This is a genomic window from Pseudoalteromonas sp. SR44-2, from assembly GCF_014163745.1.
GTDB lineage: Bacteria > Pseudomonadota > Gammaproteobacteria > Enterobacterales > Alteromonadaceae > Pseudoalteromonas > Pseudoalteromonas distincta.
In genome coordinates this window covers 1-18,099 of the sequence record NZ_JACJDW010000051.1, presented here as the reverse complement: position 1 = coordinate 18,099, position 18,099 = coordinate 1, and the positions used below count along the sequence as shown (strand labels likewise).

The 18,099-nt window shown below is 40.6% G+C and carries 25 protein-coding genes; 4 read left to right on the top strand and 21 right to left on the bottom strand.

What is annotated here, in order from left to right; translation table 11 throughout:
* Positions 1 to 993: 993 nt before the first annotated feature.
* From rplQ to H5115_RS19025, 18 genes are all read right to left on the bottom strand, one after another.
* Positions 994 to 1,395: a 50S ribosomal protein L17 gene (rplQ, locus tag H5115_RS19110; protein WP_002959450.1), complete on the bottom strand. Its 402-nt coding sequence runs from the start codon at positions 1,393 to 1,395 to the stop codon at positions 994 to 996.
* A gap of 39 nt (positions 1,396 to 1,434) precedes the next feature.
* Complete coding sequence (locus H5115_RS19105; RefSeq protein WP_002959452.1) at positions 1,435 to 2,421, bottom strand: DNA-directed RNA polymerase subunit alpha; 987 nt, start codon at positions 2,419 to 2,421, stop codon at positions 1,435 to 1,437.
* Between the two features lie 24 nt (positions 2,422 to 2,445).
* Positions 2,446 to 3,066 (bottom strand): 30S ribosomal protein S4, encoded by a 621-nt coding sequence (rpsD, locus tag H5115_RS19100; RefSeq protein ID WP_002959461.1) that lies wholly within the window; start codon positions 3,064 to 3,066, stop codon positions 2,446 to 2,448.
* Between the two features lie 21 nt (positions 3,067 to 3,087).
* The gene (gene rpsK, locus H5115_RS19095; RefSeq protein ID WP_002959471.1) at positions 3,088 to 3,474 is read right to left on the bottom strand and encodes a 30S ribosomal protein S11; all 387 of its coding nucleotides are present in this window, start codon (positions 3,472 to 3,474) and stop codon (positions 3,088 to 3,090) included.
* Between the two features lie 12 nt (positions 3,475 to 3,486).
* Positions 3,487 to 3,843, bottom strand: coding sequence for a 30S ribosomal protein S13 (gene rpsM, locus H5115_RS19090; protein ID WP_002959473.1), 357 nt, complete (start codon positions 3,841 to 3,843; stop codon positions 3,487 to 3,489).
* 125 nt (positions 3,844 to 3,968) lie between these two features.
* Positions 3,969 to 4,082, bottom strand: coding sequence for a 50S ribosomal protein L36 (gene rpmJ / locus H5115_RS19085; protein ID WP_002959476.1), 114 nt, complete (start codon positions 4,080 to 4,082; stop codon positions 3,969 to 3,971).
* Positions 4,083 to 4,104: 22 nt separating this feature from the next.
* Complete coding sequence (secY, locus tag H5115_RS19080) at positions 4,105 to 5,433, bottom strand: preprotein translocase subunit SecY (RefSeq protein ID WP_002959478.1); 1,329 nt, start codon at positions 5,431 to 5,433, stop codon at positions 4,105 to 4,107.
* A 10-nt stretch (positions 5,434 to 5,443) separates the two neighbouring features.
* Complete coding sequence (gene rplO / locus H5115_RS19075; protein ID WP_002959480.1) at positions 5,444 to 5,878, bottom strand: 50S ribosomal protein L15; 435 nt, start codon at positions 5,876 to 5,878, stop codon at positions 5,444 to 5,446.
* 4 nt (positions 5,879 to 5,882) lie between these two features.
* Positions 5,883 to 6,065, bottom strand: a complete 183-nt coding sequence (rpmD, locus tag H5115_RS19070; protein ID WP_002959482.1) for a 50S ribosomal protein L30 — start codon at positions 6,063 to 6,065, stop codon at positions 5,883 to 5,885.
* Between the two features lie 2 nt (positions 6,066 to 6,067).
* Positions 6,068 to 6,574 carry a 30S ribosomal protein S5 gene (rpsE, locus tag H5115_RS19065; protein ID WP_002959485.1) on the bottom strand — a complete coding sequence of 169 codons (507 nt, stop codon included), beginning with the start codon at positions 6,572 to 6,574 and terminating at the stop codon, positions 6,068 to 6,070.
* 9 nt (positions 6,575 to 6,583) lie between these two features.
* A complete protein-coding gene (gene rplR / locus H5115_RS19060) occupies positions 6,584 to 6,934 on the bottom strand; it encodes a 50S ribosomal protein L18 (protein WP_002959486.1) in 351 nt (116 codons plus the stop codon).
* Between the two features lie 9 nt (positions 6,935 to 6,943).
* Complete coding sequence (gene rplF / locus H5115_RS19055) at positions 6,944 to 7,477, bottom strand: 50S ribosomal protein L6 (protein ID WP_002959488.1); 534 nt, start codon at positions 7,475 to 7,477, stop codon at positions 6,944 to 6,946.
* Positions 7,478 to 7,490: 13 nt separating this feature from the next.
* Entirely contained in the window at positions 7,491 to 7,883 is a 393-nt protein-coding gene (gene rpsH, locus H5115_RS19050) for a 30S ribosomal protein S8 (RefSeq protein ID WP_002959491.1), read from the bottom strand.
* A 21-nt stretch (positions 7,884 to 7,904) separates the two neighbouring features.
* Positions 7,905 to 8,210, bottom strand: a complete 306-nt coding sequence (rpsN, locus tag H5115_RS19045) for a 30S ribosomal protein S14 (RefSeq protein ID WP_006794245.1) — start codon at positions 8,208 to 8,210, stop codon at positions 7,905 to 7,907.
* A 10-nt stretch (positions 8,211 to 8,220) separates the two neighbouring features.
* Entirely contained in the window at positions 8,221 to 8,760 is a 540-nt protein-coding gene (rplE, locus tag H5115_RS19040; RefSeq protein WP_010554915.1) for a 50S ribosomal protein L5, read from the bottom strand.
* Positions 8,761 to 8,776: 16 nt separating this feature from the next.
* The gene (gene rplX / locus H5115_RS19035; protein WP_002959496.1) at positions 8,777 to 9,091 is read right to left on the bottom strand and encodes a 50S ribosomal protein L24; all 315 of its coding nucleotides are present in this window, start codon (positions 9,089 to 9,091) and stop codon (positions 8,777 to 8,779) included.
* Between the two features lie 10 nt (positions 9,092 to 9,101).
* The gene (rplN, locus tag H5115_RS19030) at positions 9,102 to 9,470 is read right to left on the bottom strand and encodes a 50S ribosomal protein L14 (protein WP_002959498.1); all 369 of its coding nucleotides are present in this window, start codon (positions 9,468 to 9,470) and stop codon (positions 9,102 to 9,104) included.
* Positions 9,471 to 9,742: 272 nt separating this feature from the next.
* On the bottom strand, positions 9,743 to 11,713 hold the full coding sequence (locus tag H5115_RS19025; RefSeq protein ID WP_182756828.1) for an AsmA family protein: 1,971 nt from the start codon (positions 11,711 to 11,713) through the stop codon (positions 9,743 to 9,745).
* Between the two features lie 232 nt (positions 11,714 to 11,945).
* On the opposite strand from H5115_RS19025, the gene H5115_RS19020 reads away from it, so the two are divergent.
* From H5115_RS19020 to H5115_RS19005, 4 genes are all read left to right on the top strand, one after another.
* The gene (locus H5115_RS19020) at positions 11,946 to 12,365 is read left to right on the top strand and encodes a hypothetical protein (protein WP_182756826.1); all 420 of its coding nucleotides are present in this window, start codon (positions 11,946 to 11,948) and stop codon (positions 12,363 to 12,365) included.
* 8 nt (positions 12,366 to 12,373) lie between these two features.
* The gene (locus H5115_RS19015; RefSeq protein ID WP_002959505.1) at positions 12,374 to 12,574 is read left to right on the top strand and encodes a helix-turn-helix transcriptional regulator; all 201 of its coding nucleotides are present in this window, start codon (positions 12,374 to 12,376) and stop codon (positions 12,572 to 12,574) included.
* A 155-nt stretch (positions 12,575 to 12,729) separates the two neighbouring features.
* Positions 12,730 to 13,893 (top strand): hypothetical protein, encoded by a 1,164-nt coding sequence (locus H5115_RS19010; RefSeq protein WP_024606326.1) that lies wholly within the window; start codon positions 12,730 to 12,732, stop codon positions 13,891 to 13,893.
* Between the two features lie 276 nt (positions 13,894 to 14,169).
* Positions 14,170 to 14,856, top strand: a complete 687-nt coding sequence (locus H5115_RS19005) for a TorF family putative porin (protein ID WP_024591363.1) — start codon at positions 14,170 to 14,172, stop codon at positions 14,854 to 14,856.
* A gap of 54 nt (positions 14,857 to 14,910) precedes the next feature.
* On the opposite strand, the gene H5115_RS19000 is transcribed toward H5115_RS19005, so the two are convergent.
* From H5115_RS19000 to H5115_RS18990, 3 genes are all read right to left on the bottom strand, one after another.
* Positions 14,911 to 15,246 carry a Bor/Iss family lipoprotein gene (locus H5115_RS19000; protein WP_182756824.1) on the bottom strand — a complete coding sequence of 112 codons (336 nt, stop codon included), beginning with the start codon at positions 15,244 to 15,246 and terminating at the stop codon, positions 14,911 to 14,913.
* A complete protein-coding gene (locus tag H5115_RS18995; RefSeq protein WP_002959514.1) occupies positions 15,243 to 15,554 on the bottom strand; it encodes a Bor family protein in 312 nt (103 codons plus the stop codon). The genes H5115_RS19000 and H5115_RS18995 overlap by 4 nt, the downstream gene beginning before the upstream one ends.
* Positions 15,555 to 15,737: 183 nt before the next feature.
* Positions 15,738 to 17,981, bottom strand: coding sequence for a M1 family metallopeptidase (locus H5115_RS18990; RefSeq protein WP_259396449.1), 2,244 nt, complete (start codon positions 17,979 to 17,981; stop codon positions 15,738 to 15,740).
* Between the last annotated feature and the right edge of the window lie 118 nt (positions 17,982 to 18,099).

Sequence of the window (18,099 nt, the reverse complement as noted above, 5' to 3'; positions counted from 1 at the left end):
TTGGTCACTCAGTTTTCAATTGAGACTCTAATTTGTTTGCCTCGCTACCTAAGTAGGTTGGCTGTTAGAACTCAATCTGTACGAGTGCCCACACAGATGATTGCTTTATATTGTTAAAGAACGTTGCGATTATAAAGTTGAACTTTATCTCGCTAGGGCTGCGCACATTACGCTTTCCTATTTTTTTGTCAACACTTAAATTTAAACTTTCTAAAAAGATTCACTCTAAGTTTTACTTAACACCCTGAGTTGTTCGTGCCTCGCTATGCGTTGGCGTTTCCCGTCTCAGTGGGGTCGCATTATAGGGAGATCCAAAAACAGATCAACCCTTTTTTGAAGAAAACTTGAAATAATGTGCTGTTCGCTGAGTATTTGAGCTAAACGCTCAAAAACACAACTAAACCACCTGTATTGAGAGGTTTATATAGCTATTTAAAGTCAAAGTTATGGTAACTAGTGATCACTAGGGACATATTTGGATCATCATTGCTGAAAAAGCCAACCAATAAGTTAAGAGTCGTGTTACTAAAATCATTTGAAATAGTCAAAAGCTGAGATTTAAATTCATTGGGCTATATTTTTATTTGAGAAGTGAGCTTACTAAGGCCCCAATGGTTAGCTTTACTATGAGGTTCTTAGTACCGGTATATAGATAAGAGAGCGACCCTTATATCTTCTGATCAGCTCTAATCAATAAAAACTTCGTTAGGGATTGCTTAATGGCAGTTAAATTCGAAGTGCTATTATTAATAACTGTAAATCACTATATAAAGTAAAAATGCTCTTTAACTAAAACCGGATAGGCTATTTTGGATCGATGGTAAGTAAAGGGTAACTAGGCAGAGCTATTAAAATAACTGTAAAAACAACCTATCGATTAAGAATCTAAGAGTCGATGCACATAATAGAAGATAATTACTGGTTCATATAGTTTGACAAATTTTAGGCAAGAAAAAGCCGAGCATAAGCTCGGCTTTTAGGTTTCTTTAAGACTTACTCTGCAGACTGTGCGTCTTCTTGAACTGCTTCGCTAGTCGCTGGGCGACCAACTAGTTCAATATAAGCCATTGGTGCATTATCACCAGTACGGAAGCCACACTTAAGAATACGAGTGTAACCACCTGGACGATCCGCGTTACGTGGACCGATTTCACTGAATAATTTACCAACAACTTCATTATCACGCGTGCGAGCAAACGCTAAACGGCGATTTGCTACACTGTCAGTCTTAGCCAGTGTGATTAAAGGTTCAATTACACGACGTAACTCTTTCGCTTTTGGCAAAGTAGTTTTGATGATTTCATGTTTCACCAAAGAACCTGCCATATTGCTAAACATCGCTTTACGATGGCTACTGTTACGGTTTAATTGACGACCACTCTTACGATGGCGCATGACCCTATCCTTCTAACTAAACTAATATAGTGATTTAGATTATTCAGCTAAGCTTGCAGGTGGCCAATTTTCTAGGCGCATGCCTAGAGAAAGTCCACGTGAAGCTAGCACGTCTTTAATTTCAGTTAGAGACTTCTTACCTAAATTAGGCGTTTTAAGAAGCTCAACTTCAGTGCGCTGAACTAAATCACCGATATATTGAATTTGCTCGGCTTTCAAACAATTTGCTGAGCGTACTGTTAATTCAAGATCATCAACTGGACGAAGTAGAATAGGATCGAATTCTGGCTTCTCTTCTTTCTCTTCTGGCTCAGTTACATCACGTAAATCTACGAATGCATCTAATTGCTCAGCTAAGATAGTAGACGCACGGCGGATCGCTTCTTCTGGATCTAAAGTGCCGTTTGTTTCCATATCAATGATTAACTTGTCTAAATCTGTACGTTGCTCAACTCGAGCTGATTCAACCGAGTACGCAATACGTTCAACTGGGCTAAATGATGCATCAAGCAACAATCTACCAATTGGACGCTCATCGTCATCAGAGGATAAACGACTAGATGCCGGCACATAACCACGACCACGTTCAACACGAATACGCATGCTGATCTCGCTGTTATTTGTAGTTAAATTACAAATAACGTGATCTGGATTAGCAATTGTTACATCGCCATCGTGCTGAATATCAGCCGCAGTAACAGGGCCTACACCAGATTTAGTCAGGGTCAGAAAAACTTCATCTTTGCCTTCTAACGTTACTGCTAAACCTTTAAGGTTTAATAGTATTTCAATGATGTCTTCTTGAACGCCTTCTTTCGCGCTGTACTCATGTAATACACCGTCGATTTCAACTTCAGTTACTGCACATCCAGGCATAGATGAAAGTAATATACGGCGTAAAGCATTACCCAGAGTATGGCCAAAGCCACGCTCTAATGGTTCTAAAACTATTTTAGAACGCGTTGGGTTGATAGCGTCGATGTCGACTAACCTTGGTTTTAGAAATTCTGTAACAGAACCCTGCATTTTATCCTCTCTTAACTCTTAACTTTACTTAGAGTAAAGTTCGACGATTAGTTGTTCATTAATGTCCGCAGACAGGTCTGAACGCTCAGGTAGACGCTTAAAGCTGCCTTCCAATTTCTTACCGTCAACTTCAACCCAAGTCGGCTTTTCACGTTGCTCAGCCAACTCTAGAGCAGCGATGATACGTGCTTGCGTCTTAGACTTCTCACGGATTACAACAGTATCTTCTGGAGTAATTACGTATGAAGGAATGTTCACAACACGACCATTAACTAAAATCGCTTTATGGCTTACTAACTGACGTGCTTCTGCACGTGTGCTAGCAAAACCCATGCGATATACAACATTGTCTAAACGTTGCTCTAAAAGCTGTAACAAGTTTTCACCTGTGTTGCCTTTAAGGCGAGCAGCTTCTTTGTAGTAGTTACGGAATTGCTTTTCTAATACACCGTAGATACGACGTACTTTTTGCTTTTCACGTAATTGTAAACCGTAATCAGATAAGCGACCTTTACGAGCGCCGTGCTGACCAGGTGCAGTCTCAAGTTTACACTTAGAGTCGATAGCTCTTACGCCGCTCTTAAGGAACAGGTCAGTACCTTCACGACGACTCAGCTTGAGCTTAGGGCCCAAATATCTTGCCATGTTATTTCTCCTAACCTATTGTTAAACGCGACGTTTCTTCGGTGGACGACAACCATTATGTGGTATTGGCGTCACGTCAGTAATGTTGGTAATACGGTAACCAGCAGCATTCAAAGCACGTACAGCAGATTCACGACCTGGACCTGGACCTTTAATGAAAACTTCTAGATTTTTTAAACCGTATTCTTGAGCAGCAGTACCTGCACGCTCTGCAGCAACTTGAGCAGCAAATGGTGTAGATTTACGTGAACCACGGAAACCTGAACCACCGGCAGTAGCCCATGATAGTGCATTACCTTGACGGTCGGTAATCGTTACAATAGTGTTGTTGAAAGACGCATGAACATGAGCCATACCATCAGCAACTTGTTTTTTAACCTTTTTACGACGAATTGGTGTCTTAGCCATAATACTATCCCCTTATCGCTTAATAGGCTTACGAGGACCCTTACGGGTGCGCGCGTTAGTCTTAGTTCTTTGACCACGTAGTGGTAAAGAGCGACGGTGACGTAGGCCACGATAACAACCAAGGTCCATTAGGCGCTTGATATTTAAAGTAACTTCACGACGAAGATCACCTTCAACAGTGTACTTGCCAACTGCATCACGCAGTACGTCAAGAATTTCGTCTGAAAGTTCACCGATTTTTGTGGTTTCGGCGATACCAGTCGCTTCTAAGATAGCCTTAGAGCGAGTCTTACCTATGCCATAAATAGCTGTTAAACCAATAACTGCATGTTTATGATCAGGGACGTTAATGCCAGCAATACGGGCCACTAACACATCTCCTATATTCGAATTTGGTAATCAAAAGTTTGAAAAGCCCGTAAGGATACTCAAACGAAGACCAAATCACTACTAAAAACACAGGCCGAGAAAACTCAGCCTGCACGACTGTTTACTTAGCCTTGCCTTTGCTTATGCTTAGGCTCACTGCAAATTACGCGTACTACACCAGCACGTTTAATAACTTTACAGTTACGGCATATTTTCTTAACGGAAGCACGTACTTTCATTGCTCAACTCCGTAAACTGACCTTATCGACCGTAGCCTTTAAGGTTCGCTTTTTTCAGCACAGAATCATACTGATGAGACATCAGGTGAGTCTGTACTTGTGCCATAAAGTCCATGATTACTACAACGATAATCAAAACTGATGTACCGCCGAAGTAGAATGGCGTTTGCCACGCCATCGTCATGAATTCAGGCACCAGACAGATAAAGGTTATATACAAAGCACCTGCCAATGTCAGGCGTGTCATCACTTTATCAATGTATTTAGATGTCTGCTCACCTGGACGAATACCTGGGATAAATGCGCCAGATTTCTTAAGGTTATCTGCTGTTTCACGTGGGTTAAAAACCAACGCTGTGTAGAAAAAGCAGAAGAAGATAATAGCCGCAGCTAAAACAAGCGAGTACAACGGTTGACCTGGAGTCAACGTAGTAGCAACAGCTTGTAATACATCAGCGACTGGACCTTCACCTTGGCCGAACCAGCTAGCAATTGTACCAGGGAACAGAATTATACTGCTAGCGAAGATTGGTGGAATAACACCCGCCATATTTACTTTTAGTGGTAAATGCGTGCTTTGGGCAGCAAATACTTGACGACCTTGTTGGCGTTTAGCGTAGTTAACAACAATACGACGTTGTCCACGTTCGAAAAACACTACAAGATAAGTAACAGCGAATACGATTACCGCAACCATCAACAGTACAAAAACATTCAAATCACCTTGGCGCGCCATTTCGACTGTCGAACCAATAGCAGACGGCAAGTTAGCTACAATACCAACAAATATTAGAACAGAGATACCGTTACCGATACCGCGCTCTGTTATTTGTTCACCCAACCACATAAGGAACATAGTACCAGTAACTAAACTCACCACAGCGGTGAAATAGAAACCCATACCAGGGTTAACAACTAACCCCTCCATCATGCCCGGTAAGCTAGTAGCAATACCGATTGATTGAATAGTAGCTAGCACAAGCGTGCCATAGCGTGTGTACTGGCTAATTTTTTTACGCCCTTGCTCACCTTCTTTCTTAAGCTCTATAAACGGAGGATACATATGCGTTAATAGTTGCGTAATAATCGAAGCCGAGATATACGGCATAATACCCAGTGCTAACACTGAAGCTCGCTCAAGTGCACCACCACTGAACATGTTGAACATTTCAACAATGGTGCCCTTTTGTTGCTCGAAGAAATCGGCAAGTACAGCGGCGTCAATCCCAGGGATCGGCACAAATGAACCTAGACGGTAAATTATGATAGCACCCAATACGAAGAGTAATCGGCGCTTCAATTCCGAAAGTCCACCTTGTGCACTTTTTGTATCTTGACCTGGTTTAGCCATTAGTACTTCCTTAGTCTTCTACCTTGCCTCCGGCAGCTTCAATAGCTTCGCGAGCACCTTTAGAGGCTTTAAGGCCTTTAACGGTAACAGCGCGTGAAACTTCGCCAGATTTAACAACTTTAACGAAAAGAACGTTCTTTTTAACTAGACCAGCTGCTTGTAACGCGCTTAGGTCTACCACATCGCCTTCAACTTTAGCGATTTCAAAAAGGTTTATTTCTGCAGATACTAAAGATTTGCGAGAAGTAAAACCAAATTTAGGTAGACGACGTTGCATAGGCATTTGACCGCCTTCAAAACCAACGCGTACTTTGCCGCCAGAACGTGATTTTTGACCTTTGTGACCACGACCACCAGTCTTACCTAGACCAGAACCGATACCACGACCAACACGTTTTGGAGCAGTTTTTGAACCTGCAGCAGGTGAAAGTGTATTCAAATGCATCGAATTAACCCTCTACCTTAACCATGTAAGAAACCTTGTTTATCATACCACGTACACATGCTGTGTCTTCTAACTCAACAGTGTGGTTGATACGACGTAAACCAAGACCGCGTAATGTAGCTTTATGTTTCGGTAAACGACCGATAGAGCTTTTTACTTGTGTTACTTTTACAGTTTGATTTGCCATGGTTACCCCAGTATTTCGTCTACGCGAAGGCCACGTTTTGCAGCGATTGACTGTGGAGAATTCATATTCTCAAGAGCCGAAATCGTTGCACGTACTACGTTGATTGGGTTAGTAGAACCGTAACATTTAGAAAGTACGTTCTGAACACCAGTCACTTCTAGTACTGCACGCATAGCACCACCTGCGATGATACCAGTACCTTCAGAGGCTGGTTTCATGAACACTAGTGAGCCAGCATGACGTCCCTTAACAGGATGCTGTAATGTATTGCCATTTAGGTCTACATTGATCATGTTGCGACGTGCTTTTTCCATTGCTTTTTGAATAGCAGCTGGAACTTCACGTGCTTTACCATAACCAAAACCTACTTTACCTGCGCCGTCACCAACTACAGTTAGTGCAGTAAAGCTAAAGATACGACCACCTTTAACTACTTTAGACACACGGTTCACCGCGATTAGCTTTTCAGCTAGATCAGGCTGTTGTTGCTTTGCTTCTACGTTAGCCATAGTCTACTCCTAGAATTGCAAACCGGCTTCACGCGCAGCATCAGCTAGCGCCTTCACACGGCCGTGATATTTAAAGCCACTGCGATCAAAAGCAATCTTTTCGATGCCTTTGTCAGCCGCACGTTCAGCAACCGCTTTGCCAACTGCTTGCGCAGCTTCAACGTTACCGGTGCCTTTAACTGTTTCGCTAATAGCCTTTTCAACAGTAGAAGCAGCAGCCAGTACATTACCCTCAGCATTTACAACTTGAGCGTATATGTGACGTGGCGTGCGGTGGATAACAAGACGCGTTGTGCCTTGTTCAATATAATTTCTACGAGTGCGTTTAGCACGACGTAGACGAGCTGTTTTTTTATCCATCGTCTTACCTTACTTCTTCTTAGCCTCTTTACGGCGTACATTCTCATCTGAATAACGAACACCCTTACCTTTATAAGGCTCAGGTTTACGGTATGCACGAATGTTAGCAGCTGTTTGACCAACTAACTGCTTGTCTACGCCCTTAACTAGAACTTCTGTTTGGCTTGGAGTTTCAATCGTAATTCCTTCAGGAACTGCGAAATTAACTGGGTGTGAGAAGCCAAGAGTTAAATCTAATGTTTTACCCTTCGCTGCAGCACGGTAACCCACGCCTACTAACTGAAGTTTCTTCTCGTAACCTTCATGCGTACCAACAACCATGTTGTTGATTAGAGCGCGAGCAGTACCTGCTTGAGCCCATGCATTAGCTACGCCATCACGAGGTAAAGTAGTAATAACGTTGTCATTTACTTGTACTTCAACAGCGTTGTTGATTGTACGAGTAAGTTCACCGTTTTTGCCTTTAACTGTGATTTCCTGGCCTTTTAATGTAACTTCTACACCGGCAGGAACAGTAATTGGTGCCTTTGCTATGCGAGACATAGTTCCCCTCCGATTAAGCTACAAAACCAATGATTTCACCACCAACACCAGCACTACGTGCTGCGCGGTCTGTCATTAGGCCTTTAGAAGTTGATACGATAGCGATACCAAGACCACCCATTACCTTAGGTAATTGGTCACGTTTCTTATAGATACGTAAACCAGGGCGACTTACACGCTGGATATTTTCAATTACAGCTTTGCCTTCGAAGTACTTCAACTCGATAGAAAGCTCAGGTTTAGTTTCGCCGTTAACAGCGAAATCTACGATATAACCTTCGTCTTTTAGTACTTTAGCTAATGCTACTTTCAGCTTTGAAGTTGGCATCGTTACAGATACTTTCTTCGCTGATTGACCGTTACGAATTCGTGTGAACAAATCCGCGATAGGATCTTGCAAGCTCATAGTCTTACTCCCATGATTCTATTACCAGCTAGCCTTTTTAAGGCCAGGAATTTCACCGCGCATAGCTGCTTCGCGAACTTTAATACGGCTCATGCCGAATTTGCGAAGGAAACCATGTGGGCGGCCCGTAATGTTACAACGATTACGTTGACGTGCAGGGCTAGAATCACGTGGTAAAGCTTGTAGCTTAAGTACCGCGTCCCAACGATCATCTTCAGATGTGTTAACATCACTGATGATAGCTTTTAGTGCAGCGCGCTTTTCAGCGTACTGAGCAACTAGTTTTGTGCGCTTTGCTTCGCGCGCTTTCATAGAATTCTTTGCCATAACCCTACCCTTATTTCTTAAATGGGAAGTTAAACGCTTCTAACAACGCACGGCCTTCCTCATCAGATTTCGCAGAAGTAGTGATAGTAATATCCATACCGCGTACACGGTCTACTTTATCGTAATCGATTTCTGGGAAGATGATTTGTTCACGTACGCCCATGCTGTAGTTGCCACGTCCATCAAAAGACTTTGCACTTACGCCACGGAAGTCACGAATACGTGGGATAGCGATTGATACCAAACGCTCAAAAAAGTCCCACATACGCTCGCCGCGTAGGGTTACTTTACAACCAATCGGGTAGCCTTCACGCACTTTAAAGCCAGCAACAGATTTGCGTGCTTTAGTGATTAAAGGTTTCTGACCAGAGATTGCTGCTAGATCCGCTACTGCGTTATCTAAAATCTTCTTGTCAGCTAGGGCTTCGCCCACGCCCATATTCAATGTGATCTTTTCGATCTGAGGGACTTGCATGACAGAGCTGAAACCAAACTTCTCTTGAAGTTCAGCAACTACTTTGTCTTTATATACTTCATGCAGTTTCGCCATCATTCTACTCCAACTATTAGATAGTTTTACCAGTAGATTTAAAGATACGTAATTTCTTACCATCTTCAATCTTGAAACCTACACGATCAGCTTTACTCGTTTCCGAGTTGAAGATCGCAACGTTTGATGCATCCATAGATGCTTCTTTCTCAACAATGCCGCCAGCTTGGTTCAATTGTGGAACCGGCTTTTGGTGTTTCTTGATCAAGTTTATGCCTTCGACAAAGATTCGACCAGATTCAGTAACAACTGAAAGCACTTTTCCGCGCTTACCTTTGTCTTTACCTGCTAGTACGATTACTTCGTCATCACGACGTATTTTTGCTGCCATGATTGGCTCCTTACAGTACTTCTGGGGCTAGTGAAACGATTTTCATGAACTTATCATTACGAAGTTCGCGAGTCACAGGGCCGAAAATACGTGTACCAATTGGCTGTAAGTTATCATTTAAGATAACAGCAGCGTTGCTGTCAAAACGGATCAGAGAACCATCTGGACGGCGAACACCTTTTCTGGTACGCACAACTACCGCGTTTTTAACATCACCTTTCTTCACTTTACCGCGAGGAATAGCTTCTTTTACAGAAACTTTAATGATGTCGCCAATCGCTGCGTAGCGACGGTGAGAACCACCAAGGACTTTTATACACTGCACTTTGCGAGCGCCGCTGTTATCAGCAACTTCCAGCTGAGTTTGCATTTGGATCATGTTAATGACCTCCGGTGTAGTAATTACAACGTGTCTTAAATTTGTTTAAAATCAAGACATTTCGATTAAATCCCACTCAAAAACAAACGAGTTGTCTCTTAAGGGCGGGCAATTGTACCAGCATTGAGGGGGGAGCGATAGGTTATTTTTTAATTAATTTGGAGTGATGGGAAATTAAAGCTGAGTAATTACGGCTATGTAGCTATTTTACAGGTGGTTACAAAACAAACAAGGCACCTGTAATGTGCCTTGTTTGTTTAAAGTGTAATAAATTAACCAAATAAACCTTTTAATTTATCTTTAATTTTATCTTTTGCTTTGCCTTTGGCTTTTTCTTTTGCCTCATCGACCTTCTGCTTAGCTTCATCTTTGAGCGCATCACCAACATCTAGCTTTATACCTACATCGTGGAAAGGCCCTTTTATACGTAGTGGTATTTTAAAGCCAGTGCTGTCATCGGTAGTTCCCTGACCTTCGATAGATCCAACTATACCTGTAACCAAACGATAGTTGACCGTTGTTTGCGGTAAATCAACGTCGCCTTCACCTGATATTCTAATAAGTGGGCTGATAAGTGATAGGTCGGTATTTTTGCCAACGCCATTAGTAAAGTTAAAACTTCCAGTTAATGCTGAAAAATCTGTTTGCTCAGATTCTTCAAATCCGGTATCAAGCCCTTCAGATGCAGCACCAAAGTTACCTGAAATGAGTTCCTTACCTTTACGAACCATCTCAGCTATATTTGCACCTTTTACAGCTCCATCAGCAAACTCAAATCCAAGCTTTCCATTAAGCGCACCAATAAACGACTTTTGACTTTGGCCAGTTGTGTTTAGGTTCCAATTTAAAGACCCCTTACCCATTAGCTTGTCAAAACCTGCCGCATCCGTTAATAAAGGCTGTGCATCTATTCCAGCTAAGTCAAAGTTAGTTGATATTTTATAAGGTACTTGCTGTGCGTTTACATTGATAACGCCTTTACCTGACCCTTCATAAGCAGAAAAGCTATCTAGGCTTAGTTTTGCAACGCTATTTTTTAAAGCAACAGTAAATTGATTTGCGCCTAATTTAATATCATTTGCTTTTAATCCACTTGAACGAATCACTACATTTGCATCTAGTGAATTTAATGCACTTAAATCAATTTTAGTGTCATCCCATACTATTGGCTCTGCAGGTTTATCTTCTTGCTCTTCTGGCTCTTCTTGTTTTGCCACTGCTTCAGGTAGATACGGGTTTAAGTCAAGCATACCTAAATCAATATCAGCATTTACTGCTAAACGCTTACCTAGGTTAAGCTCGCTCTTACCTTTTATTTCTAATGCGTCTAACGTCGCAACTAAATCTTCTAGATTAAATTTCTCACCTAGTAGGTGCATTTTACCGTTTACACTAAATCCGTTAAACGCATTGTCTTTAGCGTCTAGCTCTACACCTTGCCATTTCGCAATACTTTTAACGGACTCACCGCTTAGTGCTAACTGACCTTTAATATCTTGGCCTTGCTTAGCTATGCTCCCTTCGAACGTTAAATCAACTAAACGAGAATCTAAGGTTTGTTTAACATTAAAAGTAGCACCTTCAATTGCTTTAGCAGGAGTATCTAATTTTATATCAAGATCAAAACGCTCTTGCATATAAGTAATACCCCCTTTTACTTCTAATGTTTTACGAAGTGAAGGAAGTAAAATAGCGAGTTCTAAATCGCTAATTTGTTGTTTGGCACCTGTTTGACCATCTAGATAAGTAAATGTGCCGCCATAAATAGCAACCTCACCTAACTCAATATCAAAGTTATCTGGAAGCTTTATCGCTTCACCTGATTGGCTCTGCTCTTTTGGTTGCTCTGCAACTGCATCAAACAACTGCCAATTGGCTTTACCATTTTTGTCGGTTTCTAATAGAATATTTGGTTCGTTTATAACAAACTTATCTAATTTAAACTCACCACCAAATAATGAAAACCAAGGTATGTGTACAGCAAGCTGTTTCATACTCGCCATATCGGCGCGCGAACCTGATTCCATATTTGCAAAATGCACGTCGTTAAGTTCTAACTTTAATGCAGGGAATACGCTAAGTGTTTTATCACCTTTAATGGTAAGAGTGCGCCCAGTTGTTTGTTCTACCTGTTCTGAAACTTTGTTAAAAATAGTATCAGTAGGGATTAGAAACGGTGCGGCAACAATTAGTGCTATACATAGTAAAAGTATTACACCTACAATTTTAAGTAAGGTTTTCATGATCGTCCTTTCAAACGTGCAAATAATGTTCTTATCATAGCGAGTGTTAGCCTTAAAATCATTGTCGTTCTGATAAAAAAGCTTTTTATTAGATATTACATTCCCATCCTGAATCGCCCCTGAAACAATTTGATACCTTTAGGTTACAAATAAACATTGACCCGGTGAAACCTTAAGGTTACATTGATACCTACAGGTTACATATTGTAAAAATTTTAAAAGGAAATGAGCTATGTCTAATTACGATATTAAAAGTGAAGAAAAATTTATGGGCCAAAATGCATGGTTTTCATTATTCATGGGGGTCACTTTATTAATCATTAGTGTTTACCCAATGCTTAATCAAACATCAGCCCCACTATTGTTTTTAGGAACTGCTGCTTTTTTAGGTTCATTCTTTATGTTTGTGATCAGAGGCGGGTTTACATGGAGAATGAAATACCACCTTACATATAAAGATGAGTATTTAAATACCATCGACACTATTGCCTATAAACATGTCGTGCTTGGCTTACTTTTTAGTATGGGTGGCGTGTACTTACTCTCCGATACTCTTGCTTTAGAAGTATCTCACAGCATGATGGCTACATTTTACATTGCTGTAATGAGTTTAATATACGGCGTATCAATTCTTTGGCAAAGCAAAGATTAGGAGCAAAAGTGCAAAATAAAATTGCAAAATACCGCAAAGAAGCAGGCCTTTCTCAACAAGACTTGGCTGATCTAATTGCGGTTTCACGTAAGACTATTAGTACAGTAGAAACGGCACGATTTACCCCTTCGGTAATAATTGCTCTAAAAATAGCAAAGCATTTTAATACCTCAGTTGAAAGTCTCTTTGTACTAGATAAAAATGATTGATACATGTTAAAACGTTGGCCTCATTCTATTAGCAAAAACGCCGATTTAGCTACTTCAATTACAACGTATGGAGGACAGCGCTGTTGTTATTAGCGTAATTGCGCTAAAATAGACCAGCAAAAAAATATATATCTAAACCGGAGATTCTACAAGGCATGAAAAAACTGCTAATTTCACCGTCAAAAATGACGCTAGGCGAACAAGAAAATCAAATCTATCAGAACATTCTGAAGCAATCTTCAGAATTAAGCCTTAACCTTATGGCCGTGAAAGTAGAAAACCACCCTGATGATTTTTTACCTTGGTGTTACGAATTGCTAAGTGCAAGCAGAGATCGTATGAACTACGATTTACTAGAGCCGCAGCAATTACCAGTACTTAAGAAGCTACACGATCAGCTTATTTCAGCTATCAGCTTTTTACAGGTTAAAACTTTACGTATTGCTCCATGGCCTGTAGTAAGTGTATTTGTAGAACAACACAAAGACGTTATTGCTCTTGATGAACAGCTTCGCTTAGTAGACTACATTAAAAGCATTCGTGAACAATCTCTTAAAGATATGATTCCTGAAGATTTACTTGCGTTTAGCGGTAAGCACATGGCATCACTTGATCCAAGCACATACAACTTTGACGTTGAATGGTTTGCATCAACAAAAAGTGCGAAGAGCTTTCATCAAATGCTTGGCGATTTACCAGGTGCCTTTGACGATGCACTAGTAAATATTCCACTTGAAGGTGACATTACTCAATACGAATATCAACAATTTGTTGCTGCTTATTCAAAAATATTCACCGACAATAATGAAAAACCAACACTTGCGCCTGCAACACGACTGCTTGCAATGCGTCGCCCTGATATATTTACTCCGATCACAAACAATCGATTAGATGCATTATGCGGTGCCCTTGGTGTTTCTAAACTAAAAAATAGTGATTTTGAGCGTTACTGGCAAGATATTGTAAAAGGTATTCAAGCTATGTCATGGTACAAAATGGCTAAACCTAGTAATGAGTTAGAAGAACAATTAGTTGCTATTAAAGCACTAATCCCATGTTTCTTTCACTATGCTGATGCAAAAACACCAGATAACTCTAACTACATCAAACTGTTAAGTAAGCCTAAACGAACTACAACTACGACAGGTAAAACTCAGCGTAGAGGTAAAGAGTCTGCAGAAATTTTGGTAGACCGCGCACTTGCTGCTGACGATATTCCTGAGCACATTCGCAGTAAGCGCGATTCAATTGTGAGTGAAGTTCAAAAAGGTCGTAGTGTAAACGAAACAATTAGCCTTATGCGCACTATATTTGGCTAAAAACTTCTAATTTAGCCGTACTTTTATGGTGCGGCTAGGTTAATTTATGCACCAGCAGTGTGCGCAACATCTTCCTACATACCATATCTCTTCTCAATCTATAAAATACAAGCTCATGTTTTTAATGTATAAAAATAATTTTTAATAAAAAACAATGAAGCTGGCACATACAGTGCAATTATCTCGTTAGTTAAACAATAAAAAGCCGTCAGCCTAAAGGTTCCGAATACATAATAAAAACCTTGGCGAGCAAAAATCATATAACGGGAAATGGACATGCTAAAACTAAAAAAAACCATCGCTATAAGTGCTATAGCATTAATGGGCGCAACATCTTTAACATCAACAGCCGTACATGCTGAAGTAACAGCAAACGCAGCGGCAACATCAAACTACTTATGGCGTGGTCAAGAGCAAACTGGGGGAGATGCAGCTATTTCAGGCGGTATTGATTACGCCAATGAATCGGGCTTTTATGCAGGTACTTGGGCTTCAAATGCATCGTGGGCAGATGAAATGACCTATGAGCTTGATTTATATGCAGGCTTTGGTGGCGACATTAACGAAAGCGTTAGCTACGATGTTGGCTATATTTATTACGCTTACCCAGATGCCGCTTCTGAAGCTGACGCAGATTTCTCTGAAATTTACGGTAGCATCAGTGTTGAAGGCTTTACATTTGGTGCTTCAGTACTTGCAACATCAGCTGCAAGTGGTGATGGTACAGACTTTGGTGATTCACTTTACCTGACAGCTGACTACGGTTTTGCTGTTGGCAGTAACGGCACTGAAATGGCACTTCACTTAGGGCACTACTCTGGTGACTTTATTGGCGATGATAATATCTTAGATTATGGTGTATCAATTTCGAAAGATGGGTTCACTTTTGGTTTATCTGATACAGATATGGATGACTCAGATATTAAAGCTTACGTTGCTTATTCTGTAGACTTTAATTTATAAGAAAGAATGTGTTACTTGCTGCGACACGAAGGGCCTTTTGGCCCTTTTCTCGTTTTATAGCTGTTTTGCTTTAAATGGTACCTTATTACATTGTACTGCGACAGTTTTAGGGTACCAAGCTGGGCCAATTTGATTCACAACCACCTCAGCTAAACTATTAGTAAACGATTTATACGTATGAACGCTTTGCCACTCCCCTTGTGGGCAATGTTTTGTTAAATCTAACGGCTCTGATCCCTCGTACAACGCAAGTGCAAAATTATGATGCCACTGTGAGCTTTTTAGCGCTTTATTGCTTACTTTGCTCTGCATACCGTTATCAAAGTAAATATTTGTACACCCCGTTAAAATAATCAGTGTGCAACCGGCTGCAAATAGCTTGATGCTCATAATGTCTCCCCTAGTACTTGCTCTTGGCACCACACTTTAATGGTATGGGGCGAGTATATTCCAAGCGTAATTAAACTCAGCGCTCCATCACTAAACGTTTGTTGTGACTGCATTTGAATAACGGGTGTATTTGAACATATTTGTTTTACGTCTACCCGCTGCTCACCCACTAATCCCCATAAATAAAATGGGCGGCTATCTTCGTAATTAGCTTGGCTCGTTATTTTTGCTGTTGCTTGTGGCTGAATGGTTACCGCAGAACAAGCACTGAGGCTTAATGCTATCGCCCCTATTATTAATGGCTTCATACTCTTCCTTATAAACTAAATATCAGTAAGGTAACTTTATAAGAGAACATAAAATATTAGCGTAAAAAGCTGTGGGGAATATGTAGAAACGCTATGAAGTTTTATACAGTTTATTACACATAAAGGCCGCATAAATGCGGCCTTTAAAGTAGTCAGTTTAAGTGCTTAGTAAATAAATAGACTTTAAAACTTAGCTAAGTTGTTTTTACTGTCTTTATCGACCAGCTTAATGTAAGGATCAACCCCTGCAAATAATGGTTTTTCTTTTACTTTTAGCTCAATAGTATTGGTACCAGATACTATTTGATGCTTTTGCGAGTATATAACAAAGTCTTCAGCGAGTAAGTTTTCAGGGTCGTCGCTAAATAATGCAATATCAATTAGCTCATCGAGCGGCTGCTCAGTTTCTTCACCTTGTCCATCGGCATGCTGCTTAGTTGCTTCAACGCTCAGTGTTACTGTATAAAAACCTTCGCCATCAACATCATCTGTAACCGACACTTCTTTCATTTCAAGCTCATAAAGCGTTATATATTTAAACTGATCATCAATAAAACGTTGTTCAGCTTGTGTTGCATCTCGCTTTAAATAACTAAGTAAATCAAGTGTGGTTGGATATGGCGTTGATTGATATTTAAACTCATTCAAAAACGCTTTAAGTGCTGCATTTAAGCGTACTTCACCTAAACGATCATAAATCGCCATCATCGCAACTGAGCCTTTATTGTAATGAAGGTATTGTTGAGCCTGCGTTTTATATAGTGGCATTTCTTCAAAGGCTTCGCCAGTACGGCCCATTAAGTATTTATCTAACTCGTACTTTAAGAATTTACGGAGCTTCTCGGCGCCAAAGCGTTTTTTTAGCACCATAAGCGCACTGTACTGGGAAAGTGTTTCAGAAATAACAGCACTGCCCTCTACATTAGCCCCTGATACTTGATGCCCCCACCATTGGTGCGCAACTTCATGTGCGGTTACATAGTAAGGTAGGTCAACTTTACTCTCATCTCTTAGGTCTGTAATAAAACCAATACTTTCTGAGTAAGGTACCGTATTGGCAAAACTTTGCGCAAACGAGCGATACTTAGGAAATTCAATAATACGAAGCTGTCTATGCTGATACGGGCCAAAGGCTTGTGTGTAGTAATCTATTGAGTCTTGAACTGACTCAATCATGCGGTCAACATTCCATGCATGATCTTTGTGGTAGTACACCTCAATATTTACACCGTTATGCTCAACCTTTTTACTTTCAAGCTCTGCCGAAAGCACAGAGTAAAAGTTTATAATTGGAGCATCCATTTCATAAACAAAAGTACGGCGCCCGTCTTTTACACTCTCACTTTTTAAGTAACCTGGAGTAATCGCAAATTGTGACTCATCGGTGCTTACCGTTGCCTTATAGTTTATAAAGCCATTAGCAGGCCCAAACTCATTTTGCGTATAATAGCGGCTGTCTTCTAGTTTATGTGCGCGCTCAAGTTCAGGTAAATCGTGCTTGCGGCGCTCATACTTATCGGCAATTTGAAAATACTTTTGATAACCAAAATTTGGCAATAATTCTCCATTATTTACAAATGTACCGTTGTGCACGAGTTGAGTATCAGATCTCCTATCAACAAAACCATCGTGTTCACGAGAAACTAAAAGCTCACCTTCGCGTACTTCATTAGGCATTAGCGGTTGTTCAAACTCAAACCATACCATGCCAAAATCGGTTAAACGCTCTACTATTTTTCCGCCCGCCATTTTTACATCCCAGCTTTTAGATTGGCTAGGCTCGTTGATTAACACACGGGTTATTGGCTCGTTTGCGGTATTGGTAAACTTAATTTTAGCCACGGCATTTAAAGCACGCTTTTTAGGATAAATATCAATGTTTAAATCAACATCAGTTATTATAGGCAGTGGCAAGTCTTTGTATTGTGAGAACTCTTGCTCATACCTTACTTGTAGCGCTTCGTTATCATCACTTGTTACAAACTCGTTGATCACACGGGTGTTGTAATAAATGTTATAACCCGCGCCCACAAATACCAATAAACTTATAACGGCTGCAATCTGGCCTTTTAAAGACATGTTGTAACGTACTAAAGATAAACGAGTACGCAATGTTTGCGACGGGCCGCGATGCCATAAAGCAAACCCTACAATAGCTAAAAACACACTCAATGCCCCCCAATATAGGGTATACCAATGCGCGCCTTGTAAAAAATGTCCATAACCATTTATATCAGAATACGGTACGCTACTGCTTTGAGAAAAATGATACATATGATGCTCAAACCCGTAAGCACCCATTACCATTTGAGTAATGTAATACAGAATAAACAAACCCATACCTATGTATTTATTAGGGCTAATTATTTGTAAAAAGAACGCCAATATAGCCATCATAATAAAAGGCAGTAATGTAAGGTAACCCAACCTTGTATCTCTTCTTGATGAGTGTTTAGCTAGCACTTGTCACATCGGGAAGACAGTGAGCTCGTACCCAACCAGAGTGTGAAAATGCTGTGACGTAGATTGAGCCCTGACTTCCTAA